The following is a 16,861-nucleotide window of genomic DNA, read 5'->3' as shown; positions in this document are numbered from 1 at the left end:
GAACGAGCCCCGCAGACCCCAGACCCTTCCGAACGCCGCGCTGTGCGCGGTCCATCACGAGGAGAACGAACAGGCATGGTCAACAGCACCGTCGAGAAGCTCAGCCCGACCCGGGTGAAGCTGCACATCACTGTCTCGCCGGAGGAGCTCAAGCCGAGCATCGCTCACGCGTACGAGCACATCGCGCAGGACGTGCAGATCCCCGGTTTCCGCAAGGGCAAGGTGCCCGCCCCCATCATCGACCAGCGCGTCGGCCGCGGCGCCGTCGTCGAGCACGCCGTCAACGAGGGCCTCGACGGGTTCTACCGTGCGGCCGTCGAGCAGCACAGCCTCCGCGTCATCGGTCGTCCGAACGCCGAGGTCGTCGAACTCCCCGAGCTCAAGGACTACTCCGGCGACCTCATCGTCGATGTCGAGGTCGACGTGCGCCCCGAGTTCGATCTGCCCGCCTACGAGGGCATCACGCTGACCGTCGACGCTGTCGAGGTCGACGAGGCGGCCATCGACGCTGAGCTCGACAGCCTGCGCGCCCGCTTCGGCACCCTCGTCACGGTCGACCGCCCCGCGGCCACCGGCGACTTCGTCGAGCTCGACCTCGTCGCCACGATCGACGGCTCCGAGATCGACCGCGCCGAGGGCGTGTCGTACGAGGTCGGCTCCGGCGAACTGCTCGAGGGCATCGACGAGGCTATCGAGTCGCTCACCGCGGGCGAAGACACCACGTTCCGCTCGAAGCTTGTCGGCGGAGACCACGCCGGCGAGGAGTCCGAGGTCTCGGTCAAGATCACCGCCGTGAAGGAGCGCGAGCTCCCCGAGGCCGACGACGACTTCGCGCAGATCGCGAGCGAGTTCGACACCATCGCCGAACTGCGCGACAGCCTCAAGGAGCGCGTGGCCCAGCAGTCGACCTTCACGCAGGGCTCCGCCGCTCGCGACAAGCTGATCGAGGAGCTGCTCTCGCAGGTCGAGATCCCCGTTCCCCCGCAGCTGATCGAAGACGAGGTTCACAACCACCTCGAGGGCGAGAACCGCCTCGAGGACGACGAGCACCGCGCCGAGGTCACCGAAGCGAGCGAGAAGCAGTTCCGCACGCAGATGATCCTCGACAAGATCGCCGAGGACGGCAACGTCCAGGTCTCGCAGGAAGAGCTGACTCAGTACCTCATCCAGTCGGCCGCCCAGTACGGTATGGCTCCGCAGGAGTTCGTCGAGGCGCTGCAGCAGGGCAACCAGCTGCCCGCGCTCGTCGGCGAGGTCGCCCGCAACAAGGCGCTGGCCGTCGCGCTCGGCCGCGTCACCGTCGTCGACTCGAACGGCGCTCCCGTCGACCTGAGCGGCTTCGTCGCGATCGAGGACGAGCCCGAGGCCGAGGCCGAGGTCGTCGAAGAAGCCGAAGAGATCGCGGATGCTGCGGCAGACGCTTCCGACGCCGAGACGGTCGAAGCCGAAGAGAAGCCCAAGAAGAAGGCCCCCGCCAAGAAGAAGGCTGCGGCCAAGGAGTAAGACCCTTCGAGAAAGGGGCGGATGCAGCAGCATCCGCCCCTTTCTCGTCCCCGGAGGAGCAGGGCGATGAGCGAGCAGAGCTGGCAGGACCGCGTGGACGCGGTGTGGGCGGATGATACCCTCGCCCCCGACGACGTGATCACGGCGATCGACGCGCTCGCTTCGGAACGGCCGGAGGACGACCCTGTGGCGTTGTTCGAGCGAGCCGGTGCCCGCGACTCGGCCGGCCGGGAGTCCGAGGCCGAGACGATGTACCGGCGCGCGCTCGAGCTCGGGCTGGATGATGAGCGCCGCGCACGCGCGACCATCCAGCTCGCGAGCACGATCCGCAATCTCGGTCAGGTGCCGGAGGCACTCGCCCTTCTGCGTGAGGAGTACGAACGCGCCCCCGGCACGCCGATGAACGACGCCGCCGCGGCGTTCTACGCACTGGCGCTGGTCTCGGCGGGGCAGGCCGACCGCGCGGCATCCGTCGCGCTTCGTGCGCTCGCCCCGCACCTCCCGCGTTACACGCGGTCGGTGCGGGGCTACGCCGAGGAGATCGTGAATGGACACGCTTGATCTGCCCACGGCGAACACGACCTCGGGCCTGAAACCGCGCCGGTAGATTCGAAGCCGACCCCGAGGAATCAGGAGTATTCATGGCCGAACCACTAATGGCAACCAGCGTCTTCGACAGGCTCCTCAAAGACCGCATCATCTGGCTGGGCTCAGAGGTGCGTGACGAGAACGCCAACGAGATCTGCGCCAAGATCCTGTTGCTCGCCGCCGAAGACCAGGAAAAGGACATCTTCCTGTACATCAACTCGCCCGGCGGATCGATCACCGCGGGTATGGCGATCTACGACACGATGCAGTTCGTGCCGAACGACATCGTGACCGTCGGTATCGGCATGGCGGCCTCGATGGGCCAGCTGCTGCTCACCAGCGGCACGAAGGGGAAGCGGTACATCACCCCCAACGCGCGCGTGCTCCTGCACCAGCCGCACGGCGGGTTCGGCGGCACGTCGAGCGACATCCAGACCCAGGCCCAGCTCATCCTCGACATGAAGCGTCGCCTGGCCGAGATCACGGCGGGCCAGACGGGCAAGGACGTCGAGCAGATCAACGCCGACGGCGACCGCGACCGTTGGTTCTCGGCCGAGGAAGCACTCGAGTACGGCTTCGTCGACCACATCCGCTCCAGCGCGCTCGACGTGACCGGCGGCGGCGGAACGACCGCCGAGTAACGCACCCGAAGGCGAAAGAGAGAGAACCCACATGCACACCCCCACCTTCGGAGCCGCGGCCGGCCAGGGCATCCAGATGCCCGGCAGCCGTTACATCCTGCCGCAGTTCGAAGAGCGCACGGCCTACGGGTACAAGCGCCAGGACCCCTACAACAAGCTGTTCGAAGACCGCGTGATCTTCCTCGGCGTGCAGGTCGACGACGCGTCGGCCGACGACGTGATGGCACAGCTGCTCGTGCTCGAGAGCCAGGATCCCGACCGCGACATCATCATGTACATCAACTCGCCCGGCGGCTCGTTCACGGCTATGACGGCGATCTACGACACGATGCAGTACGTCTCGCCGCAGATCCAGACGGTCGTGCTCGGCCAGGCGGCGTCGGCGGCGTCGGTGCTCCTCGCCGCGGGTGCGCCCGGCAAGCGTCTCGCGCTGCCGAACGCCCGTATCCTCATCCACCAGCCCGCCGTGGGCGAGTCGGGTCACGGGCAGGCATCCGACATCGAGATCCAGGCCGCGGAGATCCTCCGCATGCGCACCTGGTTGGAGGCCACCCTCTCCAAGCACTCGAACAAGACGCCGGAAGAGGTCAACAAAGACATCGACCGCGACAAGATCCTCTCCGGCGAGGAGGCCGTGGCGTACGGCCTCATCGACCAGGTGCTGACCACGCGCAAGCGCACTCCGGCGGCACTCACCTCCTGATCGGATGCTTCGAAGCCCCCGTCGCAGCTCGCGGCGGGGGCTTCGTCGTGTTCGCCGACGGCGGGAGGAACAGTCGATCTCCAATGCCATCCGATGTCGCGGGCAGAGGTTAGGCTCGTGAGTGCGCACGGGGGAGTGGCTCCCGTGGTGGCGAGGAGGAGCCGCAATGGCACGTATCGGTGAGAGCGCCGACCTGTTCAAGTGCTCCTTCTGCGGGAAGAGCCAGAAGCAGGTGCAGCAGCTCATCGCTGGACCCGGCGTGTACATCTGCGACGAGTGCGTCGAGCTGTGCAACGAGATCATCGAAGAGCGCATGGCCGAGTCGTCCGCCGGCGTGGTCTCCGACTTCGATCTGCCCAAGCCGCGCGAGATCTTCGCGTTCCTCGAGGAATACGTCGTCGGGCAGGAAGATGCCAAGCGCTCCCTGGCCGTCGCTGTGTACAACCACTACAAGCGTGTCCGCGCGCACGGAACGATCCAGCCCGCCGAGCAGCGCGCCGACGAGATCGAGATCGCCAAGAGCAACATCCTCATCCTCGGGCCGACCGGTACCGGCAAGACCTATCTCGCGCAGACCTTGGCGAAACGACTCAACGTTCCGTTCGCCGTGGCCGATGCGACGGCTCTCACCGAGGCGGGCTACGTCGGCGAAGACGTCGAGAACATCCTCTTGAAGCTGTTGCAGGCCGCAGACTTCGACACCAAGCGCGCTGAGACCGGCATCATCTACATCGACGAGGTCGACAAGATCGCCCGCAAGGCCGAGAACCCCTCGATCACCCGCGACGTCTCGGGCGAGGGCGTGCAGCAGGCACTGCTGAAGATCCTCGAGGGCACTGTTGCGTCGGTGCCGCCGCAGGGCGGCCGCAAGCATCCGCACCAGGAGTTCATCCAGATCGATACGACGAACGTCCTGTTCATCGTGGCGGGTGCGTTCGCCGGTCTCGAAGACATCATCTCGGCGCGCGTGGGCAAGCACGGTGTCGGCTTCGGCGCCCCCCTGCACAGCAAGGGTGAAGACCTGAACCTGTTCAGCGAAGTGCTGCCCGAAGACCTCCACAAGTTCGGACTGATCCCCGAGTTCATCGGGCGTCTTCCCGTGGTCGCGTCGGTATCGCCGCTCGACCAGAACGCGCTCATGGAGATCCTCACGGAGCCCAAGAACGCGCTCGTGAAGCAGTACCAGCGCATGTTCGAGATCGACGGGGTCGAGCTTGAGTTCGAGCGCGACGCATTGCTCGCCATCGCTGACCGCGCCGTCGGGCGCAAGACCGGTGCACGCGGTCTCCGCGCGATCCTCGAAGACGTCCTCGGACCGATCATGTTCGACGTGCCGTCGTCCGACGATGTCTCGAAGGTCATCATCACGCGGGCCTGCGTCGAGGACGGCGCCGCCCCGACGATGGTGCTCGAGCAGAAGCGCAAGAGCGCCTGACGACATCGCGAAGATGAGAGCGGCCGGGGGATTCCCGGCCGCTCTTCACTTTCAGTCCTCCAGGCCGCGGCGCTTCAGGAGCGGCGCGATCTCGGCGGTTCGCCCACGGAAGTCGCGGTAAGCCTCGAGCGGGTCCTTCGACCCGCCGACGCCGAGCAGGCGGTCGCGGAAGCGGTCGCCGTTCTCCCTCGTCAGCCCGCCGTTCTCACGGAACCATTCGACGGTGTCAGCATCGAGCACCTCGCTCCAGATGTACGAGTAGTAGCCCGCGCTGTAGCCGCCCGAGAAGACGTGCGCGAAGTAGGTCGACGAGTAGCGCGGTGGCACGGTCGGCTCGTCGAGGCCGATATCGGCGAGAGCCGCTCGTTCGAAGTCAGCCACATCGATCTCTCGCGACGACTCCGCGGCCGACAGGGAATGCCACGCCTGATCGATCCAGGATGCGGCGAGGTACTCGCTGGTCGCGAAGCCCTGGTTGAAGGCCTCCGTCGCCGCGAGTTTGGCGACCACAGTGGAAGGGAGCGGCTCGCCCGTCTCGTGGTGGCGGGCGTAGTTCGCCAGCACCTCGGGCCAGAAGATCCACATCTCGTTGACCTGGCTGGGGAACTCGACGAAGTCGCGGAAGACAGCAGTACCGCCGAACGACGGATAGGTGACCGTCGCGAACAGCCCGTGCAGAGCGTGCCCGAACTCGTGGAACAGCGTGGTGACCTCGTCGAGCGAGAGCAGAGCGGGCTGGCCGGCGGCAGGGCGGTTGACGTTGAGGTTGTTCACGACGACGGGCGAGGCGCCCCGCAGGACGGACTGGACCACGATCGAGTTCATCCAGGCCCCGCCGCGTTTGGTGTCGCGGGTGTAGAGGTCGAGGATGAACAGGCCGAGAGCGGAACCGGCGGGGTTCGTCACCTCGAAGACCCGGGCCTCGGGGTGATAGGCGGCGAGATCGTGGCGCTCGGAGATCGTGATGCCGTAGAGCTTCTCGGCCGCGAAGAAGACGCCGTCCTTCAGAACGCGCTCTGCCTCGAACCACGGTCGAAGCGCAGCGGTGTCGAGGTCGTACTCGGCCTGACGCACTTTTTCGGTATAGAACGCCCAGTCGTGGGCTTCGACCTCGACGCCGTCGGCGGCGGCGATGGCCCGCAGCTTCTCGCGTTCGACCTGCGCGTTGCGCGCGGCGGGAGCGGCGAGGCGGCGCAGCAGGTCGTGCACCGCAGCAGGTGAGCCGGCCGTCTCATCCGCCGTCACGTAGGCGGCGTGGCTGTCGAAACCGAGCAGCGCCGCCCGCTCGGCGCGGAGCCGCACGATCTCGAGGAGCACGGGACGGTTGTCATGCGCGCCCGGGTGGCGGCCGCGCAACCGGGATGCGTCGAGAATGCGGCGACGACTCTCGCGGTTCGTCAGGGCCGCGAGGTAGGGGTGTCCGGTGAACAAGGGGAGTGTCACGACGTACCGACCGTCGAGGCCGCGATCCGACGCCGCTTGCGAGGCGGCCGACAACTGGCCCGCGTTGAGTCCGTCGAGCTCGGCGGCGGAGTCGAAGACGACGGCGAGAGCGTTCGTATCGGAGAGAAGGTTCTTCTCGAACGTGGTGGTGAGGATGGCGAGCCGTTCGTTGACGGCCGTGAGCCGCGTCTTGTCGGTCTCGCCGAGGCCGGCTCCGGCACGCGACATCTCGCGGAAGCGACGCTCGACGAGGTAGCGCTGCTCTCCGGAGAGGTCGAGATCGCCGAGCTGATCGTGAAGGGTACGCACGCGATCGAACAGTCGCACGTCGAGTTCGATCGCATCGTGGTGGGCAGACATCTGGGGCGCGAGGGCCTCCTCGATCTCCTGCACTGCAGCCGTGGCATCCGCGGAGGCGATCGTATAGAAGGCGCTGGCCACCCGTCCAAGGAGTTCTCCACTCTTTTCCAGGGCGACCATCGTGTTCTCGAAAGACGGCGCATCGGTGTTCGTGGCGATGCGCTCGACCTCGCCGCGGTGCCGGGAGAACCCCTCCGCGAAAGCCGGAAGGTAGTGATCCGTGTCGATCGACCCGTAGTCGGGAAGCCCGAAGGGAAGGGTGGGCGGGCGCAGCAAGGGGTTATCAGCAGCCATTCGTCCACCCTACGTCGGAGGTCGATGACCGCCGTTGCGGGCATGTCGAAGATGCGCATACGCAGCGGATGCGCGAGCGCGCGGAGGGCCCCGACATCGAAAACGCGGTCTGTTCTCGCGGGGAAGGCGGGGGGGAATCGAGCTGACCAACCCCGATGCGATGAAGACGCCGGCGGGGAGGGCCGTCTGGCAGATGGTGATGAGCGAGTTTCTCCGCAACCGTCACGAGCAGCTGGCGGAATTCTCCGAACGCGGGATCGACGCGGAAACGGCCGAGTGGCGCGATGCGGTGATCCTGTCCACCGCGAACACGCGGCTCGGTCGCCATGCAACGGATGCCGCGGTGACATCCCGCCGTGGCGGCGCTCTCGGCCGGGCTGATCAGGAGCGGGGCTGCTGGATGCGCACCATGTTGCCTGCGGGGTCGCGCACCGCGCAGTCGAAGATGCCGTAGGGCTGCTCGGTCGGCTCCTGCACGATCTCGACCCCCGATGCCTCCAGCGTCTCGAAGGTCGCCAGCAGGTCGGGCGTCGCGAGGTTGATGCCGAAGTAGCTTCCCTTGGCGATGAGGTCGAGCAGGATCCGGCTCTCTTCCTCGGTGAGATCGGGGTTGGCCGTCGGCGGGTGCAGCACGATCGCGGTGTCCGGCTGTCCGGCCGGACCGACGGTGAGCCACCGCATCCCCTCGTACCCGACGTCGGTACGCACCTCGAAACCGAGGAGGTCGCGGTAGAACCGCACAGACGCCTCGGGATCGGTGTGCGGCAGGTATGACTCGCGAATCGTGATGTCCATGTCGCTCACGCTAGAGCGCCGGCACGACGGACGCTTCTCGATTCCTGACCGGTCGCATGACGAATCGCGTGACGCAGCTGGGCAGCTCCGCAGCGATCCCCGCCGTTTCGCGGCGGTAGACGCTCGGCGACGTGCCGACGATCTCGGTGAACCTCGTGCTGAACGTGCCGAGCGAGGAGAAACCCACCGCGAAGCACACCTCGGTCACCGAGAGGTCGCCGCGTCGCAGCAGCGCCATGGCGCGCTCGATGCGCCGTGTCAGGAGGTACGCGTAGGGCGATTCGCCGTAGGCGAGACGGAACTGGCGACTGAGGTGGCCCGCCGACATGTGCGCCCCGCGAGCGAGGGCTTCGACGTCGAGGGGGCGGCCGTGCTCGCGGTCGATACGGTCGCGCACCCTTCGAAGCCGCGTCAGCTCATCGAGCCGCGGGTCGGGGATGCTGGCCATGCCGCCATCGTGCCAGAACCTCGGCCCGACGGTCAGTCCTGTCCGGAGTAGTCCCGGTCGGAGAACTGCTCGTGCTCGTCGTGCGTGACGACCGCCTCACCCGAACGATCCAGCGTGACGATGATGCCCGTATCGAGCTCGACGACCGGACGCCCCTCGAGCCAGGTGAGCGTCCACCGCGGTGCCGGCTGGCCGAACTGGTCGGCCGGGAGCGAGTTCTCGACCGCGGCGATCTGGGCATGCAGGCTGGCCGGGACCGCCGACGGGGGAGTGGATCCTGAGGTCCAGCGTGTACCGAGTTGCATATCAGGCCTCCTGGGGGGCGAGTTCGATGCCCGTGACGGCGGTCGTCTCGGCGTCTTCGAAAACGATCGTCTCGATGCGGCCGACGGCCTTGAGGTCGCCCTCGGCCGATTTCAGCGCAGCGGTATGCGGGGAGGCGACCGTGGCGACGGCCACCACGGTCTTCTGCGAGACCTTCGCCTCGGTCTTGGCCCGGCGGATACCGATGAGCGCCTCGCCGACGGCGCTCAGTACTGCTGGGTCGCCCGGGGAGCCGACCGGTACCGGCCACTCGGCGTGGTGCACCGAGCCCTCGTTGAACCACGACCAGGCCTCCTCCGAGGCGAACGACACGACCGGCGCGAACAGGCGCAGAAGCGTCGAGAGCGCGACCCTCAGCGAGAGCGCGGCCGATGCCTGTCCGACGTCGGTCTGGTCGTACGCGCGCTCCTTCACCAGTTCGAGGTAGTCGTCGCAGAAGGTCCAGAAGAACGACTCGGTGATCTCCAGGGCACGGGCGTGATCGTAGGCTTCGAGGGCCTTCGTCGCATCACGCACCACCTGGTCGAGCGTCGCGAGCATCGACGCGTCGAGGGCGTGCGTGACCTCGGCGTCATCGGGCACCGGGAACGACAGCACGAACTTCGCCGCGTTCAGGATCTTGATGGCGAGGCGCCGCCCGATCTTGATCTGGGTCGGGTTCTGTGGGTCGAAGGCGGCGTCCGTGCCCAGGCGGCTCGACGCCGCCCAGTAGCGCACGGCATCCGAACCGTGCTGGTGGAGGACGTCGGCCGGGGTGACCACGTTGCCCTTCGACTTCGACATCTTCTTGCGGTCGGGGTCGACGATGAAGCCGGAGATCGCGGCGTCCGACCACGGTGAGCGGTCGTCCTGCAGCGCGCTGCGCAGCAGGGTGGAGAACAGCCAGGTGCGGATGATGTCCTGCCCCTGCGGGCGGAGGTCGAACGGGGCGACGAGCTTCCAGAGGTCTTCGTCGCGCTGCCAGCCGCCGGCGAGCTGCGGGGTGAGCGACGACGTCGCCCACGTGTCGAAGATGTCGCGCTCGGCGTCGAAACCACCCGGCACGCCTCGCTGGTCTTCGGTGTACCCCGGGGGGACGTCGGTCGTGGGATCGACGGGCAGGGACGCAGCATCGGGCGTCAGCACGCGGGCGTAGTCGCGGTCACCGTTCTCGTCGAGCGCGTACCAGACCGGGATCGGCACACCGAAGAACCGCTGACGCGACACGAGCCAGTCGCCGGTGAGGCCGTTGGTCCAGTTCTCGTAGCGAACGCGCATGAAGTCGGGGTGCCAGGAGATCTCGCGGCCGAGTCCGAGGAGGCGCTCGCGCAGCGACTCGTCGCGGGCGCCGTTTCGCAGATACCACTGACGGGTCGAGACGATCTCGAGCGGACGGTCGCCCTTCTCGAAGAACTTCACGGCGTGCGTGAACGGGCGGGGATCGCCCTCCATCTCACCGGACTCCTGCAGCAGCTCGACCACACGCTTCTTGGCGCTGAACACGGTCTTGCCTGCGAGCTCGGCATAGGCGGCCTTCGCGGCATCCGTCTCGATCGCGTCGGGGGCCTCGGCGACGATGCGGCCGTCCTTGCCGATGATCGTGCGGTTGGGCAGATCGAGTTCGCGCCACCAGATGATGTCGGTCACGTCGCCGAAGGTGCAGATCATGGCGATGCCGGAGCCCTTGTCAGGCTGGGCCAGCGGGTGGGCGAGCACCGGCACCTCGACGTCGAACAGCGGGGTGCGCACCGTCGTGCCGAACAGCGGCTGGTAACGCTCGTCATCCGGGTGTGCGACGAGCGCGACGCAGGCGGCGAGCAGCTCGGGACGGGTGGTCTCGATGTGCACATCGCCCGAGCCGTCGACCTTGTGGAAGCCGAGGCGGTGGTAGGCGGCCGGCTGATCACGATCCTCGAGCTCCGCCTGCGCGATAGCCGAGCGGAAGTCGACGTCCCAGAGGGTGGGAGCGAGCGCCTGGTACGCCTCGCCACGGTCGAGGTTCTGAAGGAACGCGGACTGGCTGGTGCGGATCGTGTCGCCGGAGATCGTGCGGTAGGTCTGCGTCCAATCGACGCTGAGGCCGAGATCGCGCCAGAGCGCCTCGAACGCCTTCTCGTCTTCGGCGGTCAGCTTCTCGCAGAGCTCGATGAAGTTGCGGCGGCTGATCGGGCGCTGGTCGGCTGCCTTCGTGCTCTTGTTGTCGCCGCCCTCGAACGGGGGAGTGAAGTCGGCGTCGTAGGGCAGCGACGGGTCGCACCGCACGCCGTAGTAGTTCTGCACACGCCGCTCGGTCGGCAGACCGTTGTCGTCCCAGCCCATCGGGTAGAACACGGTCTTCCCGCGCATGCGCTCGAAGCGCACCTTGACGTCGGTGTGCGTGTAGCTGAACACATGACCGATGTGAAGACTCCCCGATGCGGTGGGCGGGGGAGTGTCGACCGAGAAGACGCCGGCGCGTCCGACCTCGGCGGCCTTCGCGCGATCGAAGTCGTAGGTTCCGGCTGCGGTCCATGCCGCATCCCACTTCGCTTCGAGGCCTTCGAGTACGGGCTTGTCGGGGATCTGCGCGTCGGACATCGAGAGCTCCTCGGTATGTGCGGCACTGTGTGAGCGTGCCTGAGTGTGGGTCGCCGCCAGTCTACCGGCGGGTGCGCAGGAGTCATTCCCGCTCGGTGTCAGGGCTCGGGCCTCAGCTGCAGCATCCATTCGTCCCGCGTGATCTCGAAGACGAGGTGGGGCATGTCGACGCCGCGGTAGTGGGTCACGGTGCGCTGACGCACCGACATGCCGTTGCGGATCGCGACGTTCATGCTGGCGAGGTTCGTGTCGCGGATCTTGGAGCACACCACGTCGACAGGCAGGTTGCGGAAAGCCCAGTCGCGGCAGGCCCGGGCGGCCTCCAGCGCGAATCCGCGGTGCCACCAACGGCGGTCGAAGAGATAGCCGATCTCCACCATGGATCGCCCGTCGATGAGCTGGCGGGTCGGTCCGCATTGGCCGATCATCTCGCCCGTCTCCCGCAGAGTCACCGCCCAGAGTGCGAAACCGTCGTCGGCGTAGCGCTGTTGCGATCGAGCGAGCCAGGTGGCGATCTCGGTCGCGTCGAACGGCCCCTCGTAGGCGGTCATCGTCTCGGCGTCACCCATGATGGCCGTGAGCGACGAGAGGTCGTCGGGGCCCATCTCGCGAAGGAGCAGCCGGTCGGTGGCGGGCAGAGGGCGCGTCATCCTCCGACGATAGAGCGGCGCGTCACGGCGCAGAACGACCCGGTCGACGTCGGGCGTTGATCCACCCAGTCCAAGAACTGGATAGAATTGCCTCTTCCCCTCCGAATCGAGACCGAGGTCCTGCATGCCTTCTTCCTTCTCCCGCAGGCTTGTCGCGCTTGCGGCGATCGCGCTCGTGCCCGGCTTGGCGCTCAGCGCCTGCGCAGCGCCCGGTGACGACGAAGCGGCGGGCGGCGAGGTCGTCTGGGCGATCGAAGGGGCGAATCTGTCGGCGGGCCACATGGACCCGCAGACGAGCCAGCTCGACGTGTCGGCCATGGTGCAGCGGGTCGTGCTCGATTCGCTCGTGTTCGAAGAACCGGACGGGTCGTACTCGCCCTGGCTCGCCGAGTCGTGGGAGATCTCCGACGACAGCACTAGCTACACGTTCCGTCTGCGCGACGATGTCGTGTTCCATGACGGCGAGCCGTTCAACGCCGCCGCCGTGAAGGCGAACTTCGACCGCATCGCCGACCCGGCGACGGCGTCGGCACAGGCGGCGACGATGTTGGGCGGCGAGTTCTATGCCGGTACGGAGGTCGTCGACGAGTACACCGTTCGCGTCGATTTCACTCAGCCGTTCGCACCGTTCCTCCAGGCGGCCAGCACGGCGCTGCTCGGGTTCTACTCGCCCGCGGTGCTCTCCGATTCGGCTGATCTGCTCAAAGCCGGCGGCCCGGATGTGACCGTCGGCACCGGTCCGTTCGAGCTGACCGAGTACACCCCCGACCAGGAGATCGTCTACACGCGCAACGATGCGTACGCGTGGGCCCCGGAGAGTCATGGGGCGCCCGGGTTCGACACGCTGCGGGTCGAGATCCTCCCGGAAGCCACCGTTCGGGCCGGGGTCGTCGAGAGCGGCGAGGCCGATCTCGCCAGCAACCTGCCCCCCAACCTGGCCAAGGACCTCGGCGAACCGCTGACCGTCGAGGCGAAGGAGTACCCGGGTCTGCCGTACTCGCTGTACCTCAACGAGAAGTACGGGGTCTTCGCCGACGAGCGCGTTCGCCAGGCGTTCAGCCGTGCGATCGACATCGATACGGCGGTCGAGGAGATCTTCTACGGGCAGTTCCCGCGCGCATGGAGCATCCTCGGTGCGACGACACCGGGGTACGACGCGTCTCTCGAGGGCACCTGGCCCTTCGACCCGAACGTCGCCAACCAGCTGCTCGACGAGGCGGGATGGACGGGGCGGGATGCTGACGGCTACCGCACCAAGGACGGCCAGCGGTTGTCGGCACGCTGGATCGCGTACACGCCCGTTCCCGACGACCGGACAGCGCTGGCGAACACCATCCAGTCCGACCTGAAAGCCGTGGGTTTCGATCTGGTACGCGAGGTGCTCGAACCGGGCGCATACAACGAGCAGTACGGCCCGAAGACCTTCGACCTCACCGACTGGGGGTTCTCGGGCGTCGATCCCGACCTGCTGCGCAGCCACCTGCACACGGATGGCTTCCAGAACGCCTCGCAGGTCTCCGATCCTGCGATCGATGAGCTGCTCGAGACGGGTGTGGCCACGGTCGACCCTGACGCGCGGGCGGCGGTGTACGGCGAACTGCAGCAGTGGAACGGCGAGCACGTTGCGATCGTGCCGCTGTACAGCCCCGCGCTGATCACGGCCGTCGGCGATACGGTGTCAGGGCTGAGCTACGACCTGTACGGACGTCCGCTGTTCTTCGACGTCACCGTCCGCTGATCGGGCGCCCCGACCGGGCGCGGGGGACACGATGACCGCACGATCGCGCACCGCGCGCGGCATTCTGCTGCGCGCGGGCGGCCTCGTCGTCTCGATGGTGCTCGTGTTGTGGGGCGCGGCCACGGTGGCCTTCGTGGCCTTTCGATTGATCCCGGGCGACCCCGTCGACGTCATGCTCGGCCCGCAGGCGCAGGTGAGCGACGCGGTCAAAGACGCCCTGCGAGCCGATCTCGGCCTCGATCGCCCCGTTCTGGAGCAGTACCTGACCTATCTCGGGCAGCTTCTGCGCGGTGATCTCGGCGAGTCCTATCAGCTGCGGATGCCCGTGACCGAGGTGATCGGCCGCCAGCTCGGCGCGACGGTTCAGCTCACGTCGCTCGCGCTGGTCTTCGCGATCGTGCTCGCCCTCGCCGTCGCCCTCCTCGCGCGCTCCGTGCCCGCGCGCACGGCCGCCGCGGCGGTCGAGCTGGTGGTGCTGTCGTCGCCGGTCTTCTGGATCGGGCTGCTGCTGCTGACGATCTTCGCGTTCGGGCTCGGATGGTTCCCCGTCTCGGGATCGAGGGATCCGGCCACGATCGTGCTCCCCGCCGTCACGCTCGCTCTCCCCGTCGCGGCGTTGCTCGGGCAGGTGCTGCGGGACGGGATGGAAGACGCCGAGAGGCAACCGTTCGCCACCACCGTTCGCGCGCGCGGGGCAGGGTGGACCCGACTGACCCTGCGCCACACCCTGCGCCACGGGGCGAGCGGCGCCATCACCCTCGCTGCCTACTTCGTGGGGTCGCTGCTGGGAGGCGCGGTGCTGGTCGAGACGGTCTTCGCCCGGCCGGGGATCGGCCGGGTCACACTGACCGCGATCACCGACCGCGATCTCCCCGTCGTCACCGGTGTGATCCTGCTCAGCGCGGCGGTCTTCGTCGTCGTCAACCTCCTCGTCGAGCTCGCGTATCCGCTGATCGACCCGCGGCTGCGACGCACGCCGTCGGTGCGGGCGCGACGCCCCGAGGTGACCGCGTGAGCCGCGCGCGCCGCGTGGCCCTCGCCGCGGCGGTGGTCATGCTCGCGACGGTGGCGGTGGCGGCGCTCGCCCCCCACCTGCTCGCCACTCACGATCCGGTGCTCACCGACGTGCGGTCCGCTCTTCTGCCCCCCAGCACCGATCACTGGTTCGGCACCGATCAGAGCGGGCGCGACGTGTACTCCCGTGTCGTGTACGGAGCCGCGGCCTCCGTCAGCATCGCCCTTCTCGCCACGGGCCTCGCGTTCGTGGTCGGGGTCGTGGCGGGTTCGCTCTCGGGCATCGCCCCCCGGGCCGTCGACGGGGTCGCCATGCGCGTCACCGACGTGCTGCTCGCCTTTCCCGAGTTCCTCGTCGCCCTCGTCGTCGTCGCCGTCCTCGGCCCCGGTTCCGCGAACGTGGCGGTGGCCGTGACGATCGCAGCCGTGCCCGTCTATGTGCGGCAGGCCCGCTCCCGGACCCGCACCCTCGTGGGCGCCGAGCATGTCGAGGCCGCGCGGATCCTGGGCGTGCCGGCGCCGCTGGCCTTCACCCGCCACGTCGTGCCGGGCGTGGTCGGCTCCCTGAGCGTGCTCGCCACGATCGGGATCGGCTCCAGCATCCTGGCCGCCGCCGGGCTCAGCTTCCTCGGGCTGGGGCCGACCGAGCCGACACCGGAATGGGGACTGATGCTCGCCGGCGGCCGTAACGTGATCGGCCAGGCCTGGTGGGTCGCGGTCTTCCCCGGCGCGGCGATCACCCTCACCGTGCTCGCCGCGAGCGTGGTCGGACGCATCGTGCGCGCACGCGCGGAGGGAAGGACCTCATGAGCGTTCTGCGGGTGGCGGGTCTGCGGATCGCCTTCGGTGACGCCCCCGTCGTGGAGGGGGTCGACCTGACGGTCGCGGCGGGCGAGTGCTTCGCCATCATCGGCGAGTCGGGAGCCGGCAAGTCGCTCACGGCCCGGGCGCTCCTGGGCCTCGTGCCCGAGGGCGCCCGCGTCGACGCCGACGAACTCACCGTCGACGGCGTCGATGCGCGCCGCCTCGGCGAGCGCGGGTGGCGCCGCCTCCGAGGAGCTCGGATCGCGTTCGTCTCACAGGATGCGCTCGTCTCGCTCGACCCCCTGCGGCGGGTCGGCTCCGAGGTCGGCGAGGCACTGCAGATCCATGAGCACCGGATGCCGCGGGCCGCCCGCCGTGCGCGGGTCGCCGAACTGCTCTCGCGGGTCGCGATGCCCGATCCAGACCGACGCGCGCACCAGTACCCGCACGAGCTGTCGGGCGGGCTGCGGCAACGTGCGCTCATCGCCTCCGCGCTCGCGGCGGACCCGGTGGTGATCGTGGCCGATGAGCCTACGACCGCGCTCGATGCCACGGTGCAGGCGAAGGTGCTCGATCTTCTCCGGCGCATCGCCGACGAGGGCGTCGCGGTGGTCTTCGTGAGCCACGATTTCGCCGCCGTACGACGGGTCGCCGATCGCGTCGCCGTCATGCGCGACGGGCGGTTCGTCGAGGAGGGAGCCGTCGTCGACGTGCTCGACTCCCCGCAGCATCCGTACACCCGTGAGCTCGTCGCGGCGTCGGGCCACGAGTCGCGGGTCGCGACCCCGGTGACCGGCGCCCCCGCGCTCCTGGTCGCGCGCGGTCTATCGAAGACCTTCGACCGACCCGCCGTGCGAGACGCGTCGTTCGCGCTGCACCGAGGCCGCACGCTCGGCGTGGTCGGCGAATCGGGATCGGGCAAGACCACGCTCGCGCGGATGATCGTGGGCGTCGAGCGGCCCGACGGCGGAACCGTGGAGATCGACGGCGTCGGATGGACGCGCGCGCACGAGGCGCGTCTTCGTCGCCGCGTGCAGCTCGTGCATCAGAACCCGCTGGCCGCGTTCGACCCGCGCTGGTCGATCGATCGATCGCTGCGCGAAGCACTCGCGGCAGGCCGCGTGCCGCGTGCCGGTCGCTCGGCGGCGGCCGCGGCCCTCCTCGAAGAGGTGGGGCTCTCGGCTGCGCTCGGGCGTCGGCGCCCTTCTCGCCTGTCGGGCGGGCAGCGTCAGCGCGCCGCGATCGCGCGTGCTCTCGCCACCGACCCCGACGTACTCGTGCTCGACGAGCCCGTCTCGGCGCTCGATCCGACGGTGCGCGAGCGCATCCTCGCCCTCCTCCGCCGGCTGCAGGCCGATCGGGGACTCACGATGGTGTTCGTCTCGCACGACCTCGACGTCATCGCGGCGATCGCCGACGACGTGCTCGTCATGCAGGACGGTTCCGTGGTGGAGGCGGGACCGACGGCGGAGGTGTTCGGCGCCGCGCGCCACCCGTTCACGCGCGAGCTGCTCGCGGCCGCCCTGCCGCGGGATGCCGCGGCAGGGCGAGACGCGTAGACTTCG

Annotated in this window: 15 protein-coding genes; 9 read left to right on the top strand and 6 right to left on the bottom strand. The window is 68.4% G+C overall.

Translation table 11 applies throughout. The features are described from left to right. Positions 1-75: 75 nt before the first annotated feature. The 5 genes from tig to clpX all read left to right on the top strand — a co-directional run bounded on the left by tig (position 76) and on the right by clpX (position 4,870). A complete protein-coding gene (gene tig / locus ABTU82_RS01270; RefSeq protein WP_407171166.1) occupies positions 76-1,503 on the top strand; it encodes a trigger factor in 1,428 nt (475 codons plus the stop codon). 66 nt (positions 1,504-1,569) lie between these two features. Continuing rightward, a complete protein-coding gene (locus ABTU82_RS01265; RefSeq protein ID WP_407171165.1) occupies positions 1,570-2,064 on the top strand; it encodes a tetratricopeptide repeat protein in 495 nt (164 codons plus the stop codon). An 80-nt stretch (positions 2,065-2,144) separates the two neighbouring features. Further along, a complete protein-coding gene (locus ABTU82_RS01260; RefSeq protein WP_116646420.1) occupies positions 2,145-2,732 on the top strand; it encodes an ATP-dependent Clp protease proteolytic subunit in 588 nt (195 codons plus the stop codon). A 31-nt stretch (positions 2,733-2,763) separates the two neighbouring features. Further along, positions 2,764-3,435, top strand: a complete 672-nt coding sequence (locus tag ABTU82_RS01255) for an ATP-dependent Clp protease proteolytic subunit (protein ID WP_116646421.1) — start codon at positions 2,764-2,766, stop codon at positions 3,433-3,435. Between the two features lie 166 nt (positions 3,436-3,601). After that, entirely contained in the window at positions 3,602-4,870 is a 1,269-nt protein-coding gene (gene clpX / locus ABTU82_RS01250; RefSeq protein ID WP_116646422.1) for an ATP-dependent Clp protease ATP-binding subunit ClpX, read from the top strand. Between the two features lie 51 nt (positions 4,871-4,921). On the opposite strand, the gene ABTU82_RS01245 is transcribed toward clpX, so the two are convergent. The 6 genes from ABTU82_RS01245 to ABTU82_RS01220 form a co-directional block, all read right to left on the bottom strand. Beyond that, complete coding sequence (locus ABTU82_RS01245) at positions 4,922-6,967, bottom strand: M3 family metallopeptidase (RefSeq protein WP_407171162.1); 2,046 nt, start codon at positions 6,965-6,967, stop codon at positions 4,922-4,924. Between the two features lie 381 nt (positions 6,968-7,348). Then, positions 7,349-7,762 (bottom strand): VOC family protein, encoded by a 414-nt coding sequence (locus tag ABTU82_RS01240; RefSeq protein WP_407171160.1) that lies wholly within the window; start codon positions 7,760-7,762, stop codon positions 7,349-7,351. A 10-nt stretch (positions 7,763-7,772) separates the two neighbouring features. Beyond that, the gene (locus ABTU82_RS01235) at positions 7,773-8,210 is read right to left on the bottom strand and encodes a helix-turn-helix transcriptional regulator (RefSeq protein WP_407171158.1); all 438 of its coding nucleotides are present in this window, start codon (positions 8,208-8,210) and stop codon (positions 7,773-7,775) included. A gap of 32 nt (positions 8,211-8,242) precedes the next feature. Then, positions 8,243-8,515, bottom strand: coding sequence for a hypothetical protein (locus ABTU82_RS01230; protein WP_116646425.1), 273 nt, complete (start codon positions 8,513-8,515; stop codon positions 8,243-8,245). A 1-nt stretch (position 8,516) separates the two neighbouring features. Further along, entirely contained in the window at positions 8,517-11,090 is a 2,574-nt protein-coding gene (gene valS / locus ABTU82_RS01225; protein ID WP_407171156.1) for a valine--tRNA ligase, read from the bottom strand. A 98-nt stretch (positions 11,091-11,188) separates the two neighbouring features. After that, positions 11,189-11,740: a GNAT family N-acetyltransferase gene (locus ABTU82_RS01220; RefSeq protein ID WP_407171155.1), complete on the bottom strand. Its 552-nt coding sequence runs from the start codon at positions 11,738-11,740 to the stop codon at positions 11,189-11,191. A 124-nt stretch (positions 11,741-11,864) separates the two neighbouring features. Between ABTU82_RS01220 and ABTU82_RS01215 the strand changes: the two genes are divergently transcribed. Genes ABTU82_RS01215 through ABTU82_RS01200 form a run of 4 tightly spaced genes read left to right on the top strand, consistent with a single transcriptional unit; the run spans position 11,865 to position 16,855 of the window. Beyond that, entirely contained in the window at positions 11,865-13,478 is a 1,614-nt protein-coding gene (locus tag ABTU82_RS01215; protein ID WP_116646428.1) for an ABC transporter substrate-binding protein, read from the top strand. A 31-nt stretch (positions 13,479-13,509) separates the two neighbouring features. Next, positions 13,510-14,493: an ABC transporter permease gene (locus ABTU82_RS01210; RefSeq protein ID WP_116646429.1), complete on the top strand. Its 984-nt coding sequence runs from the start codon at positions 13,510-13,512 to the stop codon at positions 14,491-14,493. After that, a complete protein-coding gene (locus ABTU82_RS01205) occupies positions 14,490-15,302 on the top strand; it encodes an ABC transporter permease (protein WP_407171152.1) in 813 nt (270 codons plus the stop codon). The genes ABTU82_RS01210 and ABTU82_RS01205 overlap by 4 nt, the downstream gene beginning before the upstream one ends. Next, positions 15,299-16,855, top strand: a complete 1,557-nt coding sequence (locus tag ABTU82_RS01200) for a dipeptide ABC transporter ATP-binding protein (RefSeq protein WP_407171150.1) — start codon at positions 15,299-15,301, stop codon at positions 16,853-16,855. The genes ABTU82_RS01205 and ABTU82_RS01200 overlap by 4 nt, the downstream gene beginning before the upstream one ends. Positions 16,856-16,861 lie beyond the last annotated feature (6 nt).

The sequence above is a fragment of the Microbacterium deferens genome, from assembly GCF_045517775.1.
Lineage (GTDB): Bacteria > Actinomycetota > Actinomycetes > Actinomycetales > Microbacteriaceae > Microbacterium.
The sequence above is the reverse complement of the archived record's forward strand: the minus strand, read 5'-3'. Positions and strand labels throughout refer to the sequence as shown.